The following is a 23,002-nucleotide window of genomic DNA, read 5'->3' as shown; positions in this document are numbered from 1 at the left end:
ACGGTACCCATATGACCGACCACGCCGCATTGTTGTCCGTGGCCCGCGAGGCCGTCGCCAAGGCGACCGGGATCATCCGCTCGATGACGTCGTTTTCCGTTGCGGCCAAAGGTGATCGCGACATGGTGACCGACGTCGACCTCGCCGTCGAGGACGCCGTCCGCGAGTTCCTGGCACGCGAGACGCCGGAGATCGGCATCCTCGGCGAGGAGCGCGGGCATGAGGGGAACGAGGACCTGTGGTGGGCGCTCGACCCCGTCGACGGCACGGCGAACTTCGCGCGCGGGATTCCGCTGTGCGGTGTTTCGCTCGGTCTCGTCGACGGTCTGAACAGCACGGTCGCGGCGATCTCCCTGCCGTTCCTCGACGTCACCTACACCGCTGTGGCGGGCCAGGGCGCGTACGCGGGCGAAGAGCGTCTCACGGCGTCGAAAGCGACGAAGCTGTCCGACGCGATCGTGAGTATCGGCGACTTCGCGGTCGGCGAGGGCGCGGAGGTCAAGAACCGCGTCCGGATGGCGTTGCTGGCGGAACTCGGCGGCCGCGTGCAGCGGGTCCGGTTCCTCGGTTCCGCGGCGATCGACCTGGCGTGGGTCGCGGACGGCAAACTCGACGCGAGCGTCATCCTCGCCAACAAACCGTGGGACACGATGGCGGGTGTCCTGCTGGTGCGCGAGGCCGGGGGAGCGGTCGTCGACCTCGACGGCGGCGAGCACACGGTGCGGTCGGCGGCCACGATCGCGGTCGGCGCCGGACTGCGTGACGAGATCGTCGCGTCGATCGCGCGCGTGGCGGGCTGAACTTTGTCACCCGGGAAATGAACCGGACGGGCGCCTCATCCGTGTCTCCTGATAAGGCGCCCGCATCTGGAGGTAACCGTGTTCACCTCGAATGTCCGCGTGACCGAACCGGTCGTCTTCGTCCTGCCGGGCGAAACCGAGGACGTCAGCGGTGAATACGACCGCCGGATGTGCCAGAACCTCCCGGCCACCGGCCTCCCGCTGCTGGAACTGCCGATCGCCGGGGAATGGCCGATGCCGGGGCCGCTGTCGCGGTCGAGACTGGCCCGTTCGCTCGCCGCGCTGCCCGACGACACCGTCGTCCTGATCGACGGCACGGTCGCCTGCGGGGTCCCGGAGATCGTGGTCCCGCACGCGCGGCGGCTCCGGCTGGCCGTCCTGGTCCACCGGCCGCTCGCCGACGATCCCGCGCTCGATCCGGCGCAGGCCGCCGAACTCGACGCCTGCGAACGGGAGACCCTGCGGCTGACGGGGATGATCGTCGCCACCGGGCCGTGGCTCGCGCGGCAGCTGATCGACCGGCACGACCTCGACCCGACCCGCGTCTACGTGGCGACACCGGGGACGGACGCGGCGCCGCTCGCCGCCGGGGCCGACGGCGTTTCGCGGCTGCTGTGTCTCGCGCCCATGACCCCGCGCCACGGCCAGGACGTGCTCATCCGGGCGCTGTCCCTGGTCGACGAACTGGCGTTCAAATGCGTGTTCGCCGGCGCGACACACCACGATCCCGCGTACGTCGACGAACTGCGCTGGACGGTCGAACGGCTCGGGCTCGGCTCCCGGATCAGCCTCATCCAGCCGCCGGACGACCTCGACCTGGTCTACGACGGCGCGGATCTGCTCGTCCTGCCCGCCCGCGGCGGCACGTCCGGACTGGTCGTCGCCGAGGCGCTGGCGCGCGGGATCCCCGTGGTGGCCACGGAAACCGCCGGCGCGCACGACGCGCTCGGCACCGCGCCCGGCGGCGGCGTGCCCGGCATGCTGGTGCCGCCGAACAACCCGTCGGCACTCGCGGCGGCGTTGCTGCGCTGGTCGCTCGACGCCGAACTCCGCCATTCCCTGCGGACGTCGGCGCTCGCGCGCAGCAGCGTCCTCGAGGAATGGGACGTCGCAGCGGGCAGGCTCACCGATGTGCTCTCCCGGTTGCAGGCGGCGCCGCGCCAGCCGGTTTGATCATCGCCCGGAAGCAGCTATCGGGGGAGATCACCGGCTCGGTTGACTGGGCGGCATGCGAATCGTCGATCTTGTGTCCCGTCCCGATCTCCTCGATGCCGCGCTGAATCTCGGCGACGTCGGCGGTGAGTTCATCTACGCCGGGTTCAGCGGCAAGATGATCACCCCTGACCGGTTCCTGCGCCACTGGTCGCGGTATTTCCTGATCGCACTGGACGACGGCGGCGAGCCGATCGCGCGGGCGCTGTCGGTCCCGCTGACCTATCCGGCCGAAGACCGCCACGAGCTGCCTTCGCACGGGTGGGACGAGGCGATCCAGTGGGCCGCGCAAGATCTCATGGACGGCCGCGCGCCGGACACCCTGTGTGCGCTCGAAGTCGTTGTGGCGCCGCGAATGCGCGGGACGGGCCTGTCCACGCCGATGCTCAAGGCGCTGAAGGCGCGCGCGGCCGAGACGGGGTTGAAGCGGCTGATCGTCTCCGTGCGCCCGATCGGCAAGGAGGACGAACCCGACGTTCTCATGGAGGACTACGCCCTCCGGCGGCGCGAGGACGGGCTGTTCGCCGACCGCTGGCTGCGCACCCACGAACGGCTCGGCGCGCGGATGATCAAGGTGTGCCCGTTCGCGGTGACCATTTCGGGCTCGATCGCGGACTGGAAGGAGTGGAGCGGCGTCGACCTCGTCGACGGCGACAACGTGATCCCCGGCGGGATCGCGCCGGTGCACGCGAACGTCGAGCGGGACTGCGGGGTGTACGTGGAGGCGAACGTGTGGATGGAGCACCCGTTCTGATCGGCTCAGTCTTCGCGGCGGCGGAAGCGCTCGCCGTCGAAGACCATTTCGAGTGGCGGGAGCCGGCTGTCGGGCCGCCAGCCGGCGCGGAAGGCGTCGCGAATGGCGCGGCGGACCTGCGTCTGTGTCGGCAGGAAGGCGTGGTGGTAGGGGTCCAGGACGAGAATCTGACCGTCGGTGCCGTCTTCCTTGACGCGGATCGCGCGCGTCGTGCGTTCCCAGTCGGCGTCGAGATGCCAGAGGAACGACTGGCCGTTGCGCAGCGAGACCCGATGGGTGTCCTTCTCCGGCCAGGCCATCGTGCTCACTCCTCGTCATCGTGTCGCGGGGCGTTCCTCGCGATTTCCGCCGCAATCGTCGCATCGGGCCCGGTGCCGTTCTCCGGTACCGCAGAGTGGAGCCATGGACCTCGAACGAGTCGGTTTCGCCGGGCTGGGCAGTATGGGCGAGCCGATGGCACGGAACCTGGTGCGGGCCGGGATCCCGGTGCTCCGCTGGAACCGCACGCCGGGCAAGGCCGGCCAGGTGGCCGACGTCGCCGAACTCTTCGCGCGGTGCGACGTCGTGATCCTGATGCTCAAGGACGCGGCCGCCGTCGACGCCGTGCTCGGCCGCGGCGGGCCCGAGTTCGCCGGGCGGGTGGCGGGCCGCACGATCGTCCACATGGGAACGACGGCACCAGGTCATTCCCGCGCGCTGGAGGCGGACCTCGTCGCGGCGGGGGCGACGTACGTGGAGGCGCCGGTTTCGGGTTCGCGTGTCCCGGCGGAGGCGGGGGAGCTGGTCGCGATGCTCGCGGGCGACCCCGGCGCGGTCGAGGACGTCCGGGAGCTGTTCGGGCCGATGTGCCGGGAAACCGTGTACTGCGGGCCGGTTCCCAACGGGCTCCTGATGAAGCTGGCGGTCAACGTGCACCTGACGTCGGTCGTGACTTCGCTGGCCGAGACGGTGCATTTCGCCCGGGCGCACGGGCTTGATCTCGGCCGGCTCGCCGACGTGCTCGGCGCGGGGCAACTCGCTAGCCCGATCCTGCGGGTCAAGGCGCCGAAACTGGTCGAAGAGGATTTCGCGCCGCAGGCCTCGATCGCGAACGTCCTGGCGAACGTCGAGCTGATCGCGGCGGCGGCCGGGGACGCGGGCTTGAAGCTGCCGCTGATCGAGGCGTCCCGTGCCCTCTACGCCGAGACCGCGCGGCTCGGTCTCGGTGAGGAGGACATGGTCGCCGTCGTCAAGGCGCTCGACACCCACCCGCATCCAGAGGACTGAACGCGGTCGTTGCGTGTGCAAGGACCGCATTTAGTCCTCTAAATGCGGTGCTTTGGGGCAGGGACCCGGCGTGGTCGGGTAGCGATGTCCTGAAGGCCACCCTTGAGACATCTAACGTCCCCAAGGAGGCCTTCACGACGACGCCGACGCGGCCCTTGGTCGCTCGGATGTGGGGAAGGGAGCTTTCGCCGCATCGGATGTGGGGAAAGTCCCCTTCACCTCGGGCGCTGCCGCCCCCTGACCGCATTTAGAGGACGAAATGCGGAAGGGGGGTCAGCCACGCAGGGCCGAGGCGATCCGGCCCGCCGCGGCGAAGGACTCCTCCTCCGGCTCACCGAGCAGCGGCAGCAGGATGACGGACTCGGTCCCGGCCGCGTACAGCGCGCGGATCTGCTCGACGCATCGGTCGAGCGGGCCGCTGATGCTCAGCCTGTCGATCCATTCGGGCCGCAATCGCCGGGCCAGGTCTTTACCGTCGGTGGCTGCCTTGACCTCGGCAAGCAGTTCGGCGCCGAAGTCCAGCGGCTCCAGCGCCGGACCGGAGTTCGGCCCGATCGCGGACGCGACGTCCGACCGGGCGCGTTCGCGGGCCCGCTCGGGATCGGCGTCGAGGGCCAGCCAGTTGTAGGTCGCGATCGAATGGCCTTCGACACCGATCAGGTCCCGTGTCGCGCGGACGTACTCCGGGGTCGCCGGTTCGGCCAGGAGCGTCCCGTCGGCGACCCGGCCCGCCGCCGCGAGCGATTTCGGGCCGCGGACGCCTGCGACGAGCTTCGGCGGCAGCGCGGGCGGGAACTCCAGTTCGACCTCGTCGAGCCGGACATGCTTGCCCTCGAAGGAAACGCGCTCACCCGCCAGGAGCCGCCGGATGACCGTCAGCGTCTCCTCGAACGCGGCGAGCGCCGACTTCGGCCACGCGTCGATCTGCCGCATCCAGCTCGGCACCCCGTGCCCGAACCCGGCGATCAGCCGTCCCGGGTACAGCTCCGCCAGCGCCGCGATCTCCATCGCCGCGATGGCCGGGTTCCTCGCCACGGCGGGCATGATGCCGATGCCGAGCGTGATCTTCTCGGTCGCCGCCAGCACCGCCGACGCCGTCGCGATCCCGCCCGCGTAGAAGCAGTCCTCGACGATCCAGACCTCGTCCAAACCCTCCCGTTCCGCGCGCCGGGCGAGGCCGGTCAGCCGGGCGGCGGGCAGCTCGCGCGGGATCCTGACCCCGAGCCGTGAAACCATGACGTTCTCCGTTCACTCAGACGCGCCGCAGCACGCGTAGCAGGTATTCCTTGCGTTCCAACGGGTTGTGATCGGTTCTAGATCGTGAAGGCACCGGCCCCCGGACGGGCCGGTAGCCGTGGAAGGACGTCTCCATCGCGCCTTCTCCGCGGGTCGCCGAGGGCAGGAGCTGGTGCACCTCATGGGTTTTCGCCGCCGGGATCTCGCCTTCCAGCTCGGCCGTCCCGTCCTTCGTGAGCGTCGTCCGCGGCACGGCGCGCGCTCGCGCCAGCAGCGCGGTCACCGGGCCGAGCGTGTCGGCCGGCGTCTGGAGGGTGAACCGGTGCAGGGGTTCGTGCACGGTCGTCCCGGCTTCGCGCAGCGCCTCCATCAGCACCAACGGCGTCAGATCGCGGAAATCGCCCGCGGTGCTGGACATGCTCTTGTCGAACGTGCCGTGGGCGTGGCTTTGCCTGGCGTAGTAGCCGGAATGCGTCATCGTCACCGCGCAGTCGCGCACTTCCCAGCCGTGGATGCCTTCGCGCAGCGTCTCCTTCACCGCGTCCTCCACGGCTTTGATGAAGGAGTACGGCATCGAGCCGAGTTCGACCTCCAGCCGGAACGAAGTCCCGCTCCCGGGTTCGACGCGCAGTCCGACCGTGGCCAGAAAGGGATTCGACGCCGTGCCGATGAGTTCGACGGCCGATCCGGTGCCGTCGACGCGTTCGACGCAGATCGTGGTCGTCTCGCTGAACGTGACGTCGATGCCGTACTCGTCCGCGAGCGTCGCCTGTATGACCTCCTTCTGCACTTCTCCGTACAGCGAAACGGAAGTCTCCTGGCGGACCTCGTCGTGCCGCAGGCCGATCAGCGGATCCTGTTCGGTCAGCCGGGTGAGCGCCTGGTGCAGCGGCCCGCGATCGGCCGGCCGCAGCGGCGAGACGACGGTTTCCAGCGTCGGCGGCGAGAACCGCGCTTCCCGCGTCCGCGGCCGGGCCCCGAGCACGTCTCCGATCCGGACGTCGAGCCCCGAAAGCTTCGCGATCCGCCCGGCTTCGGCCGACGCCGACGGCACGGCCGAGCCGTTGTCGAAAACGCTGATCGCGGTGACCTTGCCTTCGCCATCGCCGAGCGGGACCTTGTCGCGCACGGCGACGCTGCCGGAGAACAGCCGCACGTACGCGATCTTCTCGCCGCCCGGCGCGCGCTCGACCTTGAACACCGTGCCGGACAGCGGCGCGTGGACGTCGGCTTCCTTGGCGGGCAACAGGTTCTCGATGCCGTCGCGGAGCGCGTCGATCCCGGCGCCGGTGATCGCGGACCCGAAGTAGACCGGATGAGCGCGACCTTCGGCGACTTTCGCGGTGAGTTCGGCGCGGAGCCGTGACGGCGTGAACGCGTCCGGGGCGGTGAGGTATCCGGTGAGGAAGTCCTCGTCGAGCGTCGCCAGCAGATCGATCACCCGATCGGGAGCCATCGTGACGGCCGTTGGCGTGAGTTTCCCGGTGATCTCCTGGAACACGCGCTCCGGATCGGCGCCGCGGCGGTCCAGTTTGTTCACGAACAGCAGCACCGGGATGCCCAGCCGCCGCAAGGTCCGCATGAGGACACGGGTCTGGGCTTGGACGCCTTCGACCGCCGACAGCACCAGGACGGCGCCGTCGAGCACGCCGAGCGCGCGTTCGACCTCGGCGATGAAATCGGGGTGGCCGGGGGTGTCGATCAGGTTGACGGTGACGTCGCCGAGGGCGAACGACACCACGGCCGCCTTGATGGTGATACCGCGGGCGCGTTCGAGCGCCAGCGTGTCGGTCTGTGTGCTGCCGTCGTCGACGCTGCCCAGTTCGCCGATGATCCCGGCGGTGTGCAACAGGCGCTCGGTCAGGCTCGTCTTCCCGGCGTCAACATGCGCCAGAATCCCCAGATTGAGGGTCTTCACGAGTGGTCTCGTCCTCGAGGTAGGCGGAAATTACCTGATGGAAGGACGTGGTCACTCGCAAGACGATCATCTCCTAGGCCGGGAACCGATCTTCCCGACTACAACACCCCGGCTCCGGCCCCGCAACCGAATAACGCAATTCGTCCTCTGAATGCGGTAGTTGCGTGTGCAAGTACCGCATCCAGAGGACGAAATGCGAGAGGGGCAGGTCAGGCCAGGTACTCCGCGGCGGCACGGAGGCTGACGTAGGACCCGCTGAACGTGTCGATCCGCGGCCCCTCGGTCTCCGGGCCGGGAACGCCGGTCTCGACCCGGATGTAGTCCACAGTGGACTCGCGCAGCCAGCTGAGGAACTCGCGGACCTCGGGGTGCCGGTGCGCCTCGCGCGTCACCACCACGAGGTCGCGCGCGCCGTGGACGGCCTCGATCGCGGTCGCGATCCCGTCCGCGCCGACCTTGAGCGCCCGGGTGCCGGGCACGAGTTCGGTCAGATGCGAGCCGAGCCCCCACGGCATCGGGCCCGCCGCGATGATGGGCTCGGTCTCGATGTCGATCACCAGCGGCGGGCCGCCCAGCTTCGGCGAACCCTGGATCCGCAACGCCTTGCGCGCCGCTTCCAGTCCGAGGCGGTGATCCACCGGAGAGATCGGCGTCGAAACCGGGGGAGTGCCGAGCGCGGCGACCCGCTCCGACGCCTCCACCAGCCGCTCCATCGGCAGCTCACCGGATTCGACGGCGGCCGCGATGACCGCCGCGATCCGGTTCAGCTCGTCCTCTTCGAACGACACCCCACCGAGGCAGAGCGCGTCGGCACCGGCGATCAGCGCCCGCACCGACGCCCGTCCGACGCCCTCGGTCTTGCCGAGTTCGCCCGCGACGGCGCCCATGTCCAGCGCGTCGGTGATGACCGCGCCGGTGAAGCCGAGCTCGCCGCGCAGCACGTCGGTGAGCGCCTTCGGGTTGAGCGTCGCGGGTAGTTCACCCCACGCGGGCACGACGAGGTGCCCGGTCATCACCGCGCGCACCCCGGCCGCGATCGCCGCTTTGAACGGGACCAGTTCGATCTCGTGCAGTTCCGCCTCGGTCCGGGGCAGCACCGGCAGCGCGTGGTGCGAATCGTCCGTCGCCGCCCCGTGCCCGGGGAAATGCTTGGCCGACGCGGCCACGCCGTACTTCTGCAGCCCGGTGATGAACGCCGCCACATGCGGCGACGCCTTCACCGGATCCGAACCGAACGCCCGGACCCCGATCGAGGGATCCTCCGCCGCCAGCGTGAGATCCGCGCACGGGGCGAAACTGATCGTCACCCCGCACGCGGCCAGCCGCTCGCCGAGCGCGGCCGCGACCGAGGTCGTCAGCTCGACGTCGTCCGCGGCGCCGAGTGCGAGTGGTCCCGGCACGAACGAGCCGGTGGCGACGTCGAGCCGGGTGACGTCACCGCCCTCCTCGTCGATGCCGACGAGCACGTCGGGCCGTTCCGCCCGCAGCTGTGCGCTCAGCGCGGCCACCTGCTCGTCGTCGACCACGTTGCGGCCGAACAGGATCGCGCCGCCGAGGCCGTCCGCCACCTTGCGGCGCAGCCAATCCGGCGCGGTGGTGCCGTCGAAGCCCGATACGAGAACGGATGCGGCGAGCTTTTCCGGTGAAGACAAGGATTACCCCTTCACTGCGCCTGCGGTCAGGTTGGACACGAGCTTGCGCTGGACGATGATGAAGAACACCAGCGCGGGCACGGCGTAGATGACCGACGCCGCCATGATGCCGCCCCAGTCCACGGAGAACGCCGTCCGGAACGACGACAGCCACACCGGCAGCGTCTGCTTGTTCTGGTCGCGCATGAACACGAACGCGAACAGGAACTCGTTCCACGCGGTGATGAAGCTGAACACCGAGGTGGTCACCAGTCCCGGCGCGAGCAGCGGCAGCGTCACCCGGCGGAAGGCACCCGCCCGGCTGCAACCGTCGATCATCGCGGCCTCTTCGAGGTCGTACGGGATGCCGTTGACGAAGCCGTAGAGCATCCAGCACGTGAAGGGCAGCGTCGCCGCGAAGTACACCAGCAGCAGCGAAGGCAGCTGGTTGAGCAGCCCGGCGTCGCGCATCAGCAGGTACATCGGGATCAGCAGCGCTTCGAACGGCGCCAGCTGGGCGACGAGCACCAGCAGCAGGAATCCCTTACGCCCGCGGAAACGCATACGGGACAAGGGAACCGCGGCCAGCACACCCGCGACGAGCGAACACAGCACCGCGCCGAGCGTGACGATCAGGCTGTTGGCGAGGTACGTGGTGAAACCGGGTTTCGTCAGCGCCGAGACGAAGTTGTCGAACGTCACCGAAAGCGGGACGAGGTCGTAGTCCGGGGACAGGACCTGGCCCGGTGTCTTCAGCGAGGAGGTGAACATCCAGTACGTCGGGAAGACGAACAGCAGCGCCACCACCACGCCGAGCGTGCCGAGGCCGATCCGCTGGGTCAGGGACTTCCTCATGACAGGTCGGCCTCCTTCGTGCGCACCAGCAGCTGGACGTACCGGGCGGTGAGCAGGATCAGCACGAGCATCATCAGCAGGGCGGCGGTGGCCGCCAGACCGAAGTGGTTGCCCGCGAGGCCCTTGAGGTACATGTAGACCGGCAGCGTCGTGCTGGCGCCGTCCGGCCCACCTTGACGGATCGCCCACACCTGGGCGAACAACTTGAAGTCCCACAGCACCGACAGGAACGTGACCATGGTCAGGATCGGCCGGATCGCCGGCCAGCTGACCGCCCAGAACGCCTGCCAGGCGTTGGCGCCGTCGATGCCCGCGGCCTCGTACTGCTCCTTCGGGACGCCGAGGAGCCCCGCGTAGAGCGTGAACGCCACGAACGGCACCGCCTGCCAGACCACCAGGATCCCGATGACGGTGAGCGTGCTCGGGCCGGTGGAGAACCACGAATGCCCGATGAAGCTCTCGAAACCGAGCTTCGCGAGCGTCTTGTTCAAGATGCCGTACTGCTGGTCGAAGATCCACTGGAACACCGTGGTCGTCGCGACCACCGGCGTCGCCCACGCGAGGATCAGCGCGACCTGCACGATCACCCGGACCACCGGGTTGAGATGCCGCATCAGCACCGCCATGAGCAGCGCGAGCAGCAGGGTGAGGATCACGACCGACGCGGTGAACACCAGCGTCCGGACGGTGATCTCCCAGAACTCCGAATCGGACAGGATCTCGGAGAAGTTCTCGAATCCGACCCAGACCATCTCCCCGGAGACCAGCTCACGGAGATCGAGCTTGCGGAGACTGATCCCGATCAGCTGCAGCGTCGGCCAGCCCAGCAGGACCAGGATCGCGACCAGAGCGGGAAGGATCAGCAGGTACGGCGCCGTCCGCTCGCCGAGGCGGAGGCGCCGGTTGGATTTCGGGGGTTTGATGCGCGGCGATGCCGGCGGGGTGGCCCCCGCCGGCATCGTCACATCTTTCGTCGTGGTCATCCGCCGATGAGCTTGTCGAGCGCTGCGTTGGCGTCGGCGGTCGCCTGGTCGAGCGTCTTCGTTCCGGTCAGGTAGGCGGTCAGCATGTCCTTGATCGGGTTCTGACCGGACTCGACGTCACCCCACTTGGGGCTGGTCGGCACGGCGCGGCCGTTCTTGGAAGCCTCGGCCATCACCTTGGTGAGCGGGTTCGCGTCGAGCGCGGACACGTCGGTCGAGGTACCGGGGACGTAACCGGCCTTGGCCAGCTCGGTCTGGTACTTCGGGGTGGAGAACAGCTTGACGTAGTCCTTCGCCGCGGCCGCGTTCTTGCTGTTGGCCGGGATGACCAGGTTCGAGCCGCCCAGGAAGACCGGGGCCGACTTGTCGGCGGTCTTGCCCGGGATCGCGAAGGCGCCCGACTTCTCCTTGATCTTCGGGTCGGTCTTCGCCGCGGTGTCGACCTCACCCGGGACACCGATCATCATCGCGACCTTGCCGGCGCCGTAGATGCCCGCCTGCTGCGGCGTGGCCTCGTCGGCGTCCTTCGGGGCCTTGGTGCCCGAAGCGTCGGTGAGCTGCTTGTAGAACTCCAGCCCGGCCTTCGCCTGCGCGGAGTCCAGGGTCGACTTGAAGGACTTGCCGTTGGCCTGGGCGATATCGCCGCCCTCGTCCCAGATGTAGGACAGCAGCTCGTACCAGTTCTGGCCGGGGTGGTAGAGGGCCTGGAACTCGGGGTCGCTGCCGAACTTGGCCTTGAGCTTGGTGATCGCGTCGAGCCACTCCGTGCGCGTCTTCGGCGTCGCGGTGATGCCCGCCTGCTCGAACATGTCCTTGCGGTAGATGACCTCGCGGTTGGCCGCGTAGAACGGGACGCCGTAGGTCTTGCCGTCGAACTCGCCCGACGCCTTGAGGCCCTGCAGCCACTGCGCGCCGTTGAAGTCGTTCACGCTGGAGGTGAGGTCGGCGAGCACGCCCTGGTTCGCGAACGCGGGCGTCTGGGTGTTGCCCAGCTCGATCACGTCCGGCGGGTTGTCACTGGCCAGCGCGGTGGTCAGCTTCTGCTGGATGCCGTTCCACTGCTGGATCTCGTACTTGACCTTGACGCCGGGGTGCGCGTCTTCGAATTCCTTGTGGAGCGAGTTCGTCAATGCTTCGGGGGCGGTCCCCGTCATGAGCCAGACCGTGAGCGAGCCGTTCGAGGCCGCAGCGCTCGAATTCGTGCTGTCGCCACTGCCGGAACCGGCGCAGCCCGCCGTCGCGAGGGTGATGGCGGCGGCGCCCGCAGCCATCTTGAGCCAGCGCTTCACTCGTGCCGTCCTTTCGATGCCCGGCCACCATGCCGAGCTCCCACAAAATGGTGTAGACCAATGCGGGCAGCGTGGTACGTACCACTCCGACTGTCAAGCGGGTGGCCGGTTCGTTGTAAACGAGCCGCAATCTTTCACCTTGAGTGAGCGTTCGATCACGCTGATGATCAGTTTTCGGCGCGCTCGTCAGCGCCTCGCGAGGCGGGCTGACATGCGGTTTTTCTTTGTCCGTCCCGGTGATCGGTGCATTCGGCGGGTGATCTTTGCGCCGTTCGGTGTAAGGGTGGCGCGCGTTCGCCTAGAGGTCGTCCTCGTCGTCTTCGGGAGGCTTGATCCCGAGCAGCGCGCGCGTCTGATCCTGGAGGAACCACGCCAGCGTCGCGCAGACGATCAGCAGGATCAGCGGGAGGACCGGGCCGCCGTTGGCGAGGATGAACAGTTCCGTGGCGCTCGCGCCCACCATGACGCCCGCCAGCAGCAGCGCCGACGGCCCGCCGAGACGGGGGATCAGCAGGCCGATCGCGCCGGCGACCTCGAGTACGCCGGTGACGTACCGCAGCCACTGCCCGAGCCCGATCTCGGCGAAGACCTGTTCGGTGTGGCCGCCGGAGAACAGCAGGTAGCCGCTGTAGAGGAACTCGGCGGCGAGCGCCACGCGCACGACCCACAGCAGGATCGAGCCGATGGGCAGGCTTCGGGTACCGCTGGCTCCTCCGGTCATGCCGGGGATCCTTCTCCTGCTGAGCGGGGCTGGCAAGGCGGCGGCGAGGTACATGGGCTGAAGGCTTCCTTCGCCGCGTCTGATGCGGTGAAGGGAGCCTTCAGCCCGGCCGAAAACGGGACACACGTCACGTCTGGTCGCCGAGGAGTATCTGTTCGAGCAGCAGGTCGACGTCGCGGGCGGACTCGGCTTCGCCTATCCGGTGGAACGTTTCGGCGGCACGGAGCGCGCGGCGGGCCGCCTCGCGGACGCGGCCGGCGGCGCTGAGCACGTGGGCGGCGACGTGGTCGAGCTGCGCGACGAGATGTTCCCTGACGGGCACGGTTTCGGTTTCCACCGCGTGCACGGCGGTTTCCGCGGCGTCGAGCGCGCTCAGTGCCGCGTCGACGTCGCCGGACCGCAGCCGGGACAGCGTCGCCGCGTTACGGCAAGTGGCGGCCACGTAGCCGCCGCCGATCGCCAAGGCCGCGTCGGCGGCCCGCGCGTAGAAGTCCGCGGCGTTCGCGCCGTAGCCGAGCAGATCGAGCTGTTCGGCGGCGGCCATGCTCACCGAGATGTAGGAATGCCCGGTGTCGCCCGAGGCGTGGAGTATTTCGGCGAGGACGGCGTATTCGTTGAAGGCGCGCGAAGATTCGCCGAGCGCGCGGTAGCTGTCGGCGTACATCCACCGGCAGCGGTGGCCCCAGTCCGGTGACGTGGCGAGCAGGGCGATGGTGCGGGGCGCGACGTCGAGCACCTCGTCGTAGCGGCCGGCGCCGTGCAGCGCGGTGACGAGGACGTACCAATGTTCCGCGGTGTCCTTGCCTTTCGACGCGGAGACACCGAGAGACGCGTAGGCGTCGTCGACGGCCTCGGCGAACCTGCCGGTGCCGATCAGCGACAGCGCCCGAAGATGGCGGAGATGTCCGCGCAACCGTTCCGGGCCGCCCACGGGCAACGTCGCCAGCAGATGCTCCACGAAGACGTCCAATTCGTCGAGCGATCCCGTGCGCTCGTAAGCGATCCGGACCTGCTCGACCGCCTCGACGGCCTTCTCGCCGACGTTCCCGACGATGAAGGCGTCCGTCGCCGACCGCGCGAGTTCCAGTGTGGTCACCGGATCCTCGCCGTCGCCGTTCCGCAACGACGCTTCGAGACACAGAAGTGTCCCGAGGAGCAAGGGATCGCCCGCCTCACCGGCCCGCTCGGCACCCCGTCGCAAGGCTTCGTACGCCTCGGAAGTGCGGCCTTGCCCGGAAAGCACGTGCGCCAGCCAGTATTCGCCCCAGCAGGCGGCGCGTTCGTCCGTCCCGGCGCGCAAGCGGGCCGCGGCCACCGTCGTCAGCGCGACCCCGGTCTCGACCTGATCGTCGAAGACGAGCCACAGGCCGAGCCAGCATTGGTTGAGCAGGAAGCGGATTTCGTCGCCCTGGCCCCGGAATCCGGCGGCCGCGTGGCGCAGCCGCTCCTCGGTGTCCTCGCCCTGGAAGAAGATCGCGCGCAGTTCGCTCAGCCGCGGCGCGATTTCATCCGGGACATCGCCGATCGCTTCGAGGCAGGCTCGCGCCTCCTCCGGTTCGCACCGGTGATTGTGGATCTCCGCCCGGATGACGAGTTCCTCCGCGGACAACCCCGGCGGCGGCAGGATCGGGACCCGGGGGAGCGCCGACGGCAGGAGCGGGACGAATTCCGCGACCGGTTTCGCGGCCATCTTCCGTTCGGCGTAGACGGTGAAGTATCCGGAGTGCTCGCGTCCGTCGAGTTCCTCGGCTTCGACGAGGGCCGCCGCCCGCATCCGCTCGTGCAGCCTGCTCAGGGAGACGCCGTCGTACGGGCCGTTGAGAACGAACGGGATCTCGCCGTATCCGGTTTCCGTCAACCGACGGGTGAGCAGCGCCGCCGAGGCGAAGAACTCGAGCCTGCCGACGGCGTCCGAATGGTCGCCGACACCGTCCAAAAGCGACAGAAGTTCGAGACCGGTGTGCTCGTTGCCGGTGAGGGCGCAGAATTCCAGCCGCGACGCGTGATCGCCGTACCGGATCGGGTCGCCGGACGAAGCCCTGCTCACCCAGCGATAGGTCGACGCGGCCTCGGCGTACTTGCCGGCGGCGGCCAGTGGCACCAGGGTCCGGCAGAGCCGGGTGATCTCGGCGCCGGCGGAATCGTTCTCGCCCGCGCGGCGTGGTTCCGCTTCCATGGTCCTGCCCCCAGAACAATGACGTCGACGCCGGATCTTAACTCCCGGCGCCGCGTCATGAACCCGCTTTCGGGTGGTTCAGGGGAGACGTACGGCGGCGATCTGGGTCGCCTGCCCGATCAGCCGGTTCTTTTCGTCCCAAAGCTCCGCGACCTCGTCCATCCGGTCGCCGCCGAGTTCACCCGCGCGCATCCGCACCCGCACCGGACCCGGCGCCGGAAGACCGCGCAGGTACGCGGTGAACTGGACGGTCGGCGCCCAGCCCGCGATGCCCAGGTCGTAGGAGATCGGCGGCACCGGATCGAGCGCGACGAGCAGGCTCACCGGATCCCAGTCGCTGCCGTCGGCGAGCCGCAGCCAGGACGAGATGACGCCTTTCCGGGACGGCTGTCCCACCGCGAAACCGGCCGCGGCCGGGTCGAGACGCTGCTCGACGACGTCCATCAGGCCGATGCGGAATCCGCCACCGCCGTCGGCGGGCACGGGCAGGCAGTCCTGCTCCGGCGGGATCTCGACCGGGTCCACTCCGGACCACCACGCGTCGCCGTCGGTCAGGACGCCTTGGGTGATCAGCGCCTCGGTGCAGGGCGCGCCGCCCTGGCTCAGCCGCGCGCGCAGCTGGGTGAGGCCGCGGCCCTCGCGCAGCACCTCGACCTCGACGACCGCGGGGCCGGGCTCGGGCGCCACCGAGAACGAGCCGCTGATCGCGGTCAGATGCGGATGGGAGGAGACCTCGGCGGCCGCCTTGGCGAGCACGGCGAGAAGGTAGCCGCCGTGCAGCTTCGTCCCGATCGTCCACTGTGGATCGAGCTCGGTGTCGAAGACCTGGCCGTCGCCTCGGCGGCGGAGGGCGGTCGCGGTCCGGAAGTGCGCCATGCCTCAAGCTGACATCGTCAAGTTGACGGTGTCAAGTCAATGCTGGCAGCATCACGGCATGGGCGCGAAGCGGACGAAGGCGCGGCCGGGCGAAGGGGACAAGCTGCGCGGTGAGATCTTGTCCGCCGCCGACGCCCTGCTCGGTGAGGCGGGTACCGACGAGGCGCTGACGCTGCGAGCCGTCGCGCGCCGCACGGGCGTCTCCACGCCGTCGGTCTACGCGCATTTCCCCAGCCGGGACGCGTTGCTGGAGGCGGTCTGCCTGCGGGTGTGGGACGAACTCGCGCGCCGTATGCACGAGCATGCCGTCGAGGTCGCCGATCCGATGCGTGCCCTCAGCCGCCGCGCACGGGTGTACGCCCGGTTCGCCCTCGACCATCCGGTGCAGTACCGCGTGCTCCTGATGCGTCCCTCCGGCGGTTCGTCGCCCGGCGCGGTCGCCTGTTTCCGGTACCTCGCCGACGCGACCGCCGCCTGCGTGCGGGCCGGGATCCTGCGCGGCGAACCGGAGGTCCTCGCGATGGGCCTCTGGTCGGCGATGCACGGCTGCGTGAGCCTGCTGATCGCCCAGCCGGGGTTCGACTGGCCGGAAGAGCCGGAGGCGCTGATCGACACCGTCATCCGGATGGCCGGGCTCGGCACGGCGCTCGCCTGCCGCGTCCCGAGGGACGCCATTCCGCCGAGTGCAGCATTGGCGGACGACCTCGACGAACTGGCGGCGGGCTGGGAGGTGGCCGCCGATCGGACTGGTTAGGCTCAGCGCATGCCCGAGACCCCGACAGCCGACGATCGGCTCCAGGTGCTCGAAGCCATCACCGACACGGCCTTGGGGAAACTCGGTCAGGACAAGGTGATGGCCACGATCCTGGCGCGCGTGCGCGAGGTTCTCGGTGTCGACACCGCCACGGTGCTGCGGCACGATCCCTCGGCCCAGCAACTGCTGGCGATCGCCGCTTCCGGGATCGAGGAAGAGGTCTACCAGGACGTCCGGGTGCCCGTCGGTGCCGGCTTCGCGGGCCGGGTGGCCGCGCAACGCCGTCCGGTGATCATCGACCACGTCGACGAGACCACGGTGGTGAACGCGCTCCTGTGGGAACGGGGGCTGCGCACGCTGCTCGGCGTGCCGATGCTCGCGGGCGACGAGCTGATCGGGGTCCTGCACGTCGGGTCGCTGACGCCGAGGGAGTTCTCCGAGACCGACATCGACCTGCTTCAGCTGGTGGCCGCGCGGCTCGCGCTGGCGGCGCAGATCGAACTCTCGTCGACCGATCGTGCGGCCGCCGCCGCGCTGCAACGCAGCCTGGTGCCCGCGCGGTTGCCCGCTGTTCCGGGCATCCAGTTCTCCGCGCGGTACGTGCCGGGTACCGAACCCGGGGTCGGCGGCGACTGGTACGACCTGTTCTCACTGCCGGGCGACCGGCTCGGCATCGTGATGGGCGACGTCGCCGGGCACGGCCTCAACGCCGCCGTGATCATGGGACGGCTGCGCAGCGCGCTGCGCGCCTACGCGCTCGAATCGGACGATCCGGCGGAAGTACTGTCCAAACTGGACCGGAAGGTGCAGCATTTCGAGCCGGGCTCGCTGGCCACCGTCGTGTACGGATTGCTGACGGCTTCGCGCAACAGCATGGCGATCTCGCTGGCCGGGCATCTGCCGCCGGTGCTCGCGCCGCCCGGTGGTCCGTCGGTGTTCGTCGACGCGCCGGTCGATCCGCCCATCGGGGTCACCGGGCCGCGGCGCCGAAGAACCGTCGTCGAACTGCCGCCCGGTGCCGTGCTCGCCTTCTACACCGACGGTCTCGTCGAGCGCCGGGATCAGCTGATCGACGTCGGTCTGCAGCGGCTCGCGGGCGTGGTCTCCGCGGAGCAGCCCGGAGTGGTCTGCGCACGCGTGATGGCCGCGCTCGTCGGCAACACCCCGGCACAGGACGACATCGCCCTCCTCGTCGCCCGGTGCGAACCGAACTGACTCACCGGACCGGGTGATTCGCGCGGACGTTCACGGCCGCGAGCTCGACGGTCCTGGTGATCCGCCGTTCCCGGGTCTCCGGCTTCTTCGCCGTCAGGATCCATTCGAGGATCAGCCTTTTCGACGACGGCGGGAACTTCTCGAAGTGAGTGCGGGCGGCCTCGTCGGCGTCGAGCCGGGCACGCAGGTCCTCCGGGACACCGCCGCCGTCCGGCACGACCTGCCAGCGGCCCTTCGCCTTGGCCAGGTCGATCATCGCCTGACCGCGTTCGGTCATCTGTCCTTCGGCGATCAGGCGGGCGGCCCGCTCGCGGTTGACCCGGCTCCACGTGCTCCGGGGGTTGCGCGGGGTGAACCGCAGCCGCGAGCTGGTGGCGTCGTTCTTGCGGTGCAGCCCGTCGATCCAGCCGAAGCACAGGGCCTGCTCCATCGCCTCTTCGATCCGGACGCCGGCGACGCCGCTGTCCTTGTGCGGGATGACCAGCCAGACCTCCTTTTCGGTCCCGGCGTTCTCGGCCAGCCAGGCGCGCCAGTCGGAGGGGGAGGCGGCGCTGAAGATGGTCTCGTCCATGGCCGGGTTCCTTTCGTCGTAACGTCTATGACCATCATCGGAAGCAAAGTGCTCATCGAGTGAGCACTTTTCGAAGGGAGGTGGCCCCGGATGGAGATCTGGGTGAACCCGGCGTGTTCCAAATGCCGGTCCGCGGTGTCGATGCTGGACGAGGCGGGGGCCGAGTACACCGTGCGGAAGTACCTCGAGGAGCCGCCGACGGCGAAGGAACTGAAGGCCGTCCTCAAGCGGCTCGGGCTCGAGCCGTGGGACATCACCCGCACCGCCGAGCCGATCGCGAAGGAACTGGAACTCAAGACCTGGGGGCGCACCCCCGCCGACCGCGACCGCTGGATCGAGGCGCTGGCGACGCATCCGAAGCTGATCCAGCGGCCGATCATCACCGCCGACGACGGCACGACCGTGGTCGGGCGGACCCCGGAGGCCGTTCAGTCGGTACTTCCGGACTGACCGCCTCGTGCGTGGTAGGTACCAGGTCCGGTCCGTGAAGGCCTCCTTGAGGGACTCTGGGTCCCTCAAGGAGGCCTTCACACCTCAGGTACGAGGGGTGAGCAGCGCCAGCGCCAGGATCACTGCCGCCGCGCCCGCGAACACCGGCCGCAGCCCGAAGACCTCCGCGAACAGCCCGGCGGCCGCCGCGCCCAGTGGTTTGGTGCCCCAGGCGACGAGCCGGTGGCCGCTGGTGGCCCGGCCCAGCAGGTGGTCCGGGATGATCCGCTGCCGCAGCGAAACGACGATCACGTTCCACAGCACGACGCCGGCCCCGCCGAGGAAGAACACCACGCCGATCACGTACGGGTTCGTGGTCGCCGCGGGAATCCCGGCGAGTGCGGCGCCGGTGAGCAGACTGAGCACCAGTGCGCGGGAGCGGCCGAGCGCGAGTTCGATCCGCTCGGCCGCGAACGACCCCGCGAAACCGCCGAGGGCGATGACGGCCAGCAGGAATCCGTAGGCCTGCTCGGACAGTCCCATCGCCGACGACGGGCCCACCGCGTACAGCACGAAGAGCGTGATCACGGCGCTCGTGGCGAGGTTGAACCCACCGACCATGATCGCCAGGATCCGGAGAATCCGGTTCTCCCAAAGGAAACGCAGACCTTCGACGAGATCTTCGCGCACGCTCGTGGCCCGCGGCCGTTCGACGCGGAACGAACCGGGGACGAAAAAGAGCGCGACGAGCGCGATGATCCAGAGCGCCGAGGGTGCCGCGAACGCGGCGAAAGTGCCTGCGGCGACGAGGAAACCGCCGAGCGGTGGTCCGGCGAATTCGTTGGCGGTGAGTTCGGCGGCGTAGAGACGGCTGTTGGCCCGCGTCAGCCGGTCGCGGCCGACGATCTGCGGGAGGATCGCCTGCGCTGCCGTGTCCTGGACCGTTTCGGCGATCCCGAGTCCCAGCGCGACGACGTAGAGCAGCCAGATCGACCCGGACCCCAGTGCGATCGCCACCGCGAGCACGGCGACGAGCGCCGCGCGGACCAGATTCGCGACGAGCATCGCGCGGCGGCGGTCGACGCGATCGGCGAGCACGCCGGCGTGCAAAGCGAACACCAGCCACGGCAAGGAAGACACGGCCGCCAGCCCCGCGACCAGCGATGGCGACCGGGTGAACTGGACGGCCACCAGGCCGAGCGCGACCTTGACGATCCCGTCGGCCAGATTCGACAGCCCCGACGAACTCCACAACCGCCGGTAGGCGGTCCCCAGTGAGATCACCGATCGAGGATCGCACATCGATTGAGAAAACTCCATCGATGTCTCTCTTCTCCATCGGTCGGCTACGCTGCGCTCATGGACGATCAGGTCGCCGCGAGGGTCGCGGACAGACGGCGCGAAGCGACCGCGCGTGAGGCCAAGGCGCTCGGTCATCCCTTGCGGCTGCGCATCCTTCGGCTCTGCGGCGAGCGGGAGCTGACCAACAAGGAGCTCGCCGACCGGCTCGGCAAAGACCCCGGCACGGTGCTCTACCACGTGCGCCAACTCGTCGAGGCCGGTCTCCTGGAGCAGGCCCCGGTGCGCACCGGGGCGAGCGGCGCGCTCGAAAAGCCCTATCGCAACGCGGGCAAGACCTGGTGGCTGGACGGGCCGTTGAACGGCGAGGACGAGGACACCAGGTTCGGGCCGATCGAGGCCTTCCAGGACGAACTCCGCGAGGCCGGGCCCGGTTCGGTGCGGGTGGCCGAGCGGTTCGCGCTGCATCTCTCGCCGGAAGAGGCGACCGAACTCGACAACCGCATCCTCGACATCCTCGACGAGTACATGGCGACCGACGGGCAGCGGCTCGACCGGCCTTTGCTGAACGGGATCTTCCTGTTGCACCGCATGGCCGAGTGACTCGTCATCGCGCGATGGCTTCCCGCAACAGGCGGGCCGCGGTGCCGACGGAGCCGTCCGCGAGGTTGCCGTAACCGAGGACCAGCCCGGGTTCGCCGGGTGCCACGCGGTAGTCGCCGAGATCGGCCACGCGCAGGCCTTTGGCCGCCGCTCGTTCCACCACCGCGGCGGCGGATCCGCCGGGCAGCTCCAGTACGAGATGCAGGCCGGCGGCGACGCCGGACAGGCGCGCCGGGCCGAGCGCGTCGACCAGCGCGTCGCGCCGAGCGCGGTAGCGGCGCCGGGCCGCGCGCAGATGCCGGTCGTATGAGCCGCGTTCGAGGAAGGCCGCGAACGCCAGCTGGTCCAATGCCGGCGGAGTGGGCGAGGGCTCCACTCTGTCCGTCCACTGTGGAGGGACGGTGTACCAGCCGAGGCCGAGCGCGGGACTGAGGGTCTTGCTGACCGACCCGAGCAGCGCGACCCTGGCCGGATCCATGCCCTGCACCGTCCCGACCGGACGCCGGTCGTAGCGGAACTCGGCGTCGTAATCGTCCTCGATGATCAGGCCGTCGGCTTCGCGCGCCCAGGCCAGCAGCCCGGCGCGGCGGGCGGGTGACAAGACGGTGCCGGTGGGGAACTGGTGCGCCGGGGTCACGAGAACGGCCCGGACGCCGGGAGGGATCTCGTCGACGCGGAGCCCGTCTTCGTCGACCGGGACGCCGACGACGTCGAGCCCGGCGCGTGTCGCGACGCGGCGCAGGGTGTGCCAGCCGGGGTCTTCTGCCGCGACGCGGGTGATCCCGGCCGCGAGCAGCGCCCGGCACAGGCGGCCGAACGCGTCGGTGACGCCGGACGCGATCCGGACGTCGTCGACGACCGCACCTCGGCAGCGGCGGAGGTGGTCGGCGAGCACGGCGCGGAGCCGCGGATGCCCGCCGGGGACGGGGTAGCCGAACTCGCCGTGGGGCGCGTTCACGAGTACTTCGCGGACCGCCTCCGCCCAGCGCGTCCGAGGGAAGTGCCGCAGATCGGGCAGGCCGGGCGCGAGGTCGATCTCGGGCGGCGAAACCTTGCGTACGGCGGGTTTCGCGGGCTCGGCGCTCGACGCGGACCAGCGCACGACGGTGCCCGATCCGGTGCGCGCGGCGAGGTAGCCCTCCGCGATCAGTTGCTCGTACGCCTGCGTGATCACCCAGCGGGAGCACCCCAGATCCGCGGCGAGGGTGCGACTGGGCGGCAACGCGGCGCCGGAGCCGAGCGTGCCTTCGCGGATCACGGTGCGCAGCGCCCTGGTGAGCCGCTCGTGCCTGGGGCCCGGCCCGGAGAGGTCGAGAAGCACGTCCCAAGCCAGATTGGTCCGGGATCCGGTCATGGGAACGGACTGTAGTACCGGACCGATCGCGCATAAGGTCCAGACCATGGAAAAGGTGGAACTCGGCCGGACCGGCCGGAAGGTCAGCCAGGTCTCGCTCGGGTGCATGACGATGGGCACCGCCACCGACGAGCGGACCTCGGCGCGGATCCTGGACGCGTACCTCGACGACGGCGGCGACTTCCTCGACACCGCGAACTGCTACTCGTGGTGGGTGCCCGGCGCGTCGGGCGGGGAGAGCGAGGAACTGCTCGGGAAACTGCTGAAAGGCAGGCGGGACAAGGTCTTCCTGGCGACGAAGGTGTCGGCCGCGGTCGCCGACGCCGACAGCGCGCGCAAGGGGTATCACGACGACGGCACCGCGGACTGGGATTACATCGGACGGCATTTCGAGGGCGCGGGCGGCGACGTGATCCGGCGCGGCGTCGACGAAAGCCTGCGGCGGCTCGGCACCGACCACATCGACCTGTACTACGTCCACGTCGACGACCGGGCGACCCCGCTGGAGGAGACGCTGGCCGCGCTCGACGAGATCGTCCGCGCGGGGAAGGTGCGGCAGATCGGCTGGAGCAACGTCCGGACCTGGCGGCTGGAACGGATCCGCGCGCTCGCGGAGCGGCACGGCTGGGCCTCGCCGGTGGCCGTCCAGTTGCAGCATTCGTACCTGCGGCCGGTGGCCGATTCGGCGTCGCTGGCCACCGGGGACATGCTCGACTTCCTGCGGGACAACGAAGACATCGCCCTCGCCGCGTACTCGTCGATCCTGCGCGGGATCTACGACGACTCCGCGCGGCGGCTGGCGCATCCCGTCTGGCAGACCTACGCCGGCGCGGACGGCGAGGCGCGGATGGCCGCCGTCGAAACGGTGGCGCGGGAGGTGGGGGCGACCGGGAACCAGGTCGCGCTGGCGTGGCTGCTGCGCCAGACGTCGCCGCGGGTGCTGCCGCTGATCGGCCCGCGGACCTGGGAACACTACGAGGCGATCCGGCCGGCCTTCACGCTGGAGCTGGGCGCGGAGGCCATGGCGCTGCTGGACGGCGCCGGTAGCTGAAGGGGACTT

General features: G+C 69.7%; 22 protein-coding genes. 9 read left to right on the top strand and 13 right to left on the bottom strand.

Annotation, left to right across the window (positions count from 1 at the left end; translation table 11 throughout):
- Nucleotides 1-11: 11 nt before the first annotated feature.
- The 3 genes from AJAP_RS32485 (at nt 12) to AJAP_RS32475 (ending at nt 2,766) form a co-directional block, all read left to right on the top strand.
- Nucleotides 12-800, top strand: a complete 789-nt coding sequence (locus tag AJAP_RS32485; RefSeq protein ID WP_038518626.1) for an inositol monophosphatase family protein — start codon at nt 12-14, stop codon at nt 798-800.
- Between the two features lie 78 nt (nt 801-878).
- Nucleotides 879-1,973, top strand: coding sequence for a glycosyltransferase family 4 protein (locus tag AJAP_RS32480; RefSeq protein WP_038518623.1), 1,095 nt, complete (start codon nt 879-881; stop codon nt 1,971-1,973).
- A 55-nt stretch (nt 1,974-2,028) separates the two neighbouring features.
- Nucleotides 2,029-2,766, top strand: coding sequence for a GNAT family N-acetyltransferase (locus AJAP_RS32475; protein ID WP_038518620.1), 738 nt, complete (start codon nt 2,029-2,031; stop codon nt 2,764-2,766).
- Nucleotides 2,767-2,771: 5 nt separating this feature from the next.
- Here the strand turns inward: AJAP_RS32475 and AJAP_RS32470 are convergent, their stop codons facing one another.
- Entirely contained in the window at nt 2,772-3,074 is a 303-nt protein-coding gene (locus AJAP_RS32470) for a hypothetical protein (RefSeq protein WP_038518617.1), read from the bottom strand.
- 94 nt (nt 3,075-3,168) lie between these two features.
- Between AJAP_RS32470 and AJAP_RS32465 the strand changes: the two genes are divergently transcribed.
- Nucleotides 3,169-4,032, top strand: coding sequence for an NAD(P)-dependent oxidoreductase (locus AJAP_RS32465; protein ID WP_038518614.1), 864 nt, complete (start codon nt 3,169-3,171; stop codon nt 4,030-4,032).
- Nucleotides 4,033-4,305: 273 nt separating this feature from the next.
- Here the strand turns inward: AJAP_RS32465 and AJAP_RS32460 are convergent, their stop codons facing one another.
- From AJAP_RS32460 to AJAP_RS32420, 9 genes are all read right to left on the bottom strand, one after another.
- Nucleotides 4,306-5,268, bottom strand: coding sequence for an LLM class flavin-dependent oxidoreductase (locus AJAP_RS32460; RefSeq protein WP_038518611.1), 963 nt, complete (start codon nt 5,266-5,268; stop codon nt 4,306-4,308).
- Nucleotides 5,269-5,284: 16 nt separating this feature from the next.
- The gene (locus tag AJAP_RS32455) at nt 5,285-7,186 is read right to left on the bottom strand and encodes an elongation factor G (protein WP_038518607.1); all 1,902 of its coding nucleotides are present in this window, start codon (nt 7,184-7,186) and stop codon (nt 5,285-5,287) included.
- A 209-nt stretch (nt 7,187-7,395) separates the two neighbouring features.
- On the bottom strand, nt 7,396-8,838 hold the full coding sequence (locus tag AJAP_RS32450; RefSeq protein ID WP_038518604.1) for a glycoside hydrolase family 3 protein: 1,443 nt from the start codon (nt 8,836-8,838) through the stop codon (nt 7,396-7,398).
- Nucleotides 8,839-8,841: 3 nt separating this feature from the next.
- Nucleotides 8,842-9,672 carry a carbohydrate ABC transporter permease gene (locus AJAP_RS32445; protein WP_038518602.1) on the bottom strand — a complete coding sequence of 277 codons (831 nt, stop codon included), beginning with the start codon at nt 9,670-9,672 and terminating at the stop codon, nt 8,842-8,844.
- Nucleotides 9,669-10,655: a carbohydrate ABC transporter permease gene (locus AJAP_RS32440; RefSeq protein ID WP_038518598.1), complete on the bottom strand. Its 987-nt coding sequence runs from the start codon at nt 10,653-10,655 to the stop codon at nt 9,669-9,671. The genes AJAP_RS32445 and AJAP_RS32440 overlap by 4 nt, the downstream gene beginning before the upstream one ends.
- Complete coding sequence (locus AJAP_RS32435) at nt 10,652-11,944, bottom strand: extracellular solute-binding protein (protein WP_038518596.1); 1,293 nt, start codon at nt 11,942-11,944, stop codon at nt 10,652-10,654. The genes AJAP_RS32440 and AJAP_RS32435 overlap by 4 nt, the downstream gene beginning before the upstream one ends.
- A gap of 298 nt (nt 11,945-12,242) precedes the next feature.
- Nucleotides 12,243-12,665 (bottom strand): DoxX family protein, encoded by a 423-nt coding sequence (locus AJAP_RS32430; protein WP_038518593.1) that lies wholly within the window; start codon nt 12,663-12,665, stop codon nt 12,243-12,245.
- A gap of 127 nt (nt 12,666-12,792) precedes the next feature.
- Nucleotides 12,793-14,841 carry a hypothetical protein gene (locus AJAP_RS32425; RefSeq protein WP_038518591.1) on the bottom strand — a complete coding sequence of 683 codons (2,049 nt, stop codon included), beginning with the start codon at nt 14,839-14,841 and terminating at the stop codon, nt 12,793-12,795.
- 78 nt (nt 14,842-14,919) lie between these two features.
- On the bottom strand, nt 14,920-15,717 hold the full coding sequence (locus AJAP_RS32420; protein ID WP_038518588.1) for a thioesterase family protein: 798 nt from the start codon (nt 15,715-15,717) through the stop codon (nt 14,920-14,922).
- Between the two features lie 58 nt (nt 15,718-15,775).
- Here AJAP_RS32420 and AJAP_RS32415 point away from each other — a divergent pair, with 58 nt between their 5' ends.
- Complete coding sequence (locus tag AJAP_RS32415) at nt 15,776-16,471, top strand: TetR/AcrR family transcriptional regulator (protein WP_038518585.1); 696 nt, start codon at nt 15,776-15,778, stop codon at nt 16,469-16,471.
- A 9-nt stretch (nt 16,472-16,480) separates the two neighbouring features.
- The gene (locus AJAP_RS32410; protein WP_038518583.1) at nt 16,481-17,686 is read left to right on the top strand and encodes a PP2C family protein-serine/threonine phosphatase; all 1,206 of its coding nucleotides are present in this window, start codon (nt 16,481-16,483) and stop codon (nt 17,684-17,686) included.
- Nucleotide 17,687: 1 nt separating this feature from the next.
- On the opposite strand, the gene AJAP_RS32405 is transcribed toward AJAP_RS32410, so the two are convergent.
- Nucleotides 17,688-18,257 carry a YdeI/OmpD-associated family protein gene (locus tag AJAP_RS32405; RefSeq protein ID WP_038518580.1) on the bottom strand — a complete coding sequence of 190 codons (570 nt, stop codon included), beginning with the start codon at nt 18,255-18,257 and terminating at the stop codon, nt 17,688-17,690.
- A gap of 90 nt (nt 18,258-18,347) precedes the next feature.
- Between AJAP_RS32405 and AJAP_RS32400 the strand changes: the two genes are divergently transcribed.
- Nucleotides 18,348-18,707, top strand: a complete 360-nt coding sequence (locus AJAP_RS32400; RefSeq protein WP_038518577.1) for an arsenate reductase family protein — start codon at nt 18,348-18,350, stop codon at nt 18,705-18,707.
- An 84-nt stretch (nt 18,708-18,791) separates the two neighbouring features.
- On the opposite strand, the gene AJAP_RS32395 is transcribed toward AJAP_RS32400, so the two are convergent.
- Nucleotides 18,792-19,970, bottom strand: coding sequence for an MFS transporter (locus AJAP_RS32395; protein ID WP_228694682.1), 1,179 nt, complete (start codon nt 19,968-19,970; stop codon nt 18,792-18,794).
- 75 nt (nt 19,971-20,045) lie between these two features.
- On the opposite strand from AJAP_RS32395, the gene AJAP_RS32390 reads away from it, so the two are divergent.
- Nucleotides 20,046-20,588 (top strand): ArsR/SmtB family transcription factor, encoded by a 543-nt coding sequence (locus AJAP_RS32390; RefSeq protein WP_038518574.1) that lies wholly within the window; start codon nt 20,046-20,048, stop codon nt 20,586-20,588.
- A gap of 4 nt (nt 20,589-20,592) precedes the next feature.
- Here the strand turns inward: AJAP_RS32390 and pdxR are convergent, their stop codons facing one another.
- Nucleotides 20,593-21,942 carry a MocR-like pyridoxine biosynthesis transcription factor PdxR gene (gene pdxR, locus AJAP_RS32385; protein ID WP_148311604.1) on the bottom strand — a complete coding sequence of 450 codons (1,350 nt, stop codon included), beginning with the start codon at nt 21,940-21,942 and terminating at the stop codon, nt 20,593-20,595.
- Nucleotides 21,943-21,988: 46 nt separating this feature from the next.
- On the opposite strand from pdxR, the gene AJAP_RS32380 reads away from it, so the two are divergent.
- Nucleotides 21,989-22,993, top strand: a complete 1,005-nt coding sequence (locus AJAP_RS32380) for an aldo/keto reductase (RefSeq protein ID WP_038518572.1) — start codon at nt 21,989-21,991, stop codon at nt 22,991-22,993.
- Nucleotides 22,994-23,002: the final 9 nt, after the last annotated feature.

It is taken from the genome of Amycolatopsis japonica (assembly GCF_000732925.1).
Lineage (GTDB): Bacteria > Actinomycetota > Actinomycetes > Mycobacteriales > Pseudonocardiaceae > Amycolatopsis > Amycolatopsis japonica.
Note: the sequence above shows the minus strand (reverse complement) of the source record. Positions and strands in the feature narration are given on the sequence as shown.

Coding starts and splice junctions, on each gene's coding strand:
- AJAP_RS32485 (WP_038518626.1), top strand. CDS start 12: ATGACCGACCACGCCGCATTGTTGTCCGTGGCCCGCGAGGCCGTCGCC.
- AJAP_RS32475 (WP_038518620.1), top strand. CDS start 2,029: ATGCGAATCGTCGATCTTGTGTCCCGTCCCGATCTCCTCGATGCCGCG.
- AJAP_RS32465 (WP_038518614.1), top strand. CDS start 3,169: ATGGACCTCGAACGAGTCGGTTTCGCCGGGCTGGGCAGTATGGGCGAG.
- AJAP_RS32460 (WP_038518611.1), bottom strand. CDS start 5,268: ATGGTTTCACGGCTCGGGGTCAGGATCCCGCGCGAGCTGCCCGCCGCC.
- AJAP_RS32445 (WP_038518602.1), bottom strand. CDS start 9,672: ATGAGGAAGTCCCTGACCCAGCGGATCGGCCTCGGCACGCTCGGCGTG.
- AJAP_RS32440 (WP_038518598.1), bottom strand. CDS start 10,655: ATGACCACGACGAAAGATGTGACGATGCCGGCGGGGGCCACCCCGCCG.
- AJAP_RS32430 (WP_038518593.1), bottom strand. CDS start 12,665: ATGACCGGAGGAGCCAGCGGTACCCGAAGCCTGCCCATCGGCTCGATC.
- AJAP_RS32425 (WP_038518591.1), bottom strand. CDS start 14,841: ATGGAAGCGGAACCACGCCGCGCGGGCGAGAACGATTCCGCCGGCGCC.
- AJAP_RS32420 (WP_038518588.1), bottom strand. CDS start 15,717: ATGGCGCACTTCCGGACCGCGACCGCCCTCCGCCGCCGAGGCGACGGC.
- AJAP_RS32415 (WP_038518585.1), top strand. CDS start 15,776: ATGGGCGCGAAGCGGACGAAGGCGCGGCCGGGCGAAGGGGACAAGCTG.
- AJAP_RS32410 (WP_038518583.1), top strand. CDS start 16,481: ATGCCCGAGACCCCGACAGCCGACGATCGGCTCCAGGTGCTCGAAGCC.
- AJAP_RS32405 (WP_038518580.1), bottom strand. CDS start 18,257: ATGGACGAGACCATCTTCAGCGCCGCCTCCCCCTCCGACTGGCGCGCC.
- AJAP_RS32400 (WP_038518577.1), top strand. CDS start 18,348: ATGGAGATCTGGGTGAACCCGGCGTGTTCCAAATGCCGGTCCGCGGTG.
- AJAP_RS32390 (WP_038518574.1), top strand. CDS start 20,046: ATGGACGATCAGGTCGCCGCGAGGGTCGCGGACAGACGGCGCGAAGCG.
- pdxR (WP_148311604.1), bottom strand. CDS start 21,942: ATGACCGGATCCCGGACCAATCTGGCTTGGGACGTGCTTCTCGACCTC.
- AJAP_RS32380 (WP_038518572.1), top strand. CDS start 21,989: ATGGAAAAGGTGGAACTCGGCCGGACCGGCCGGAAGGTCAGCCAGGTC.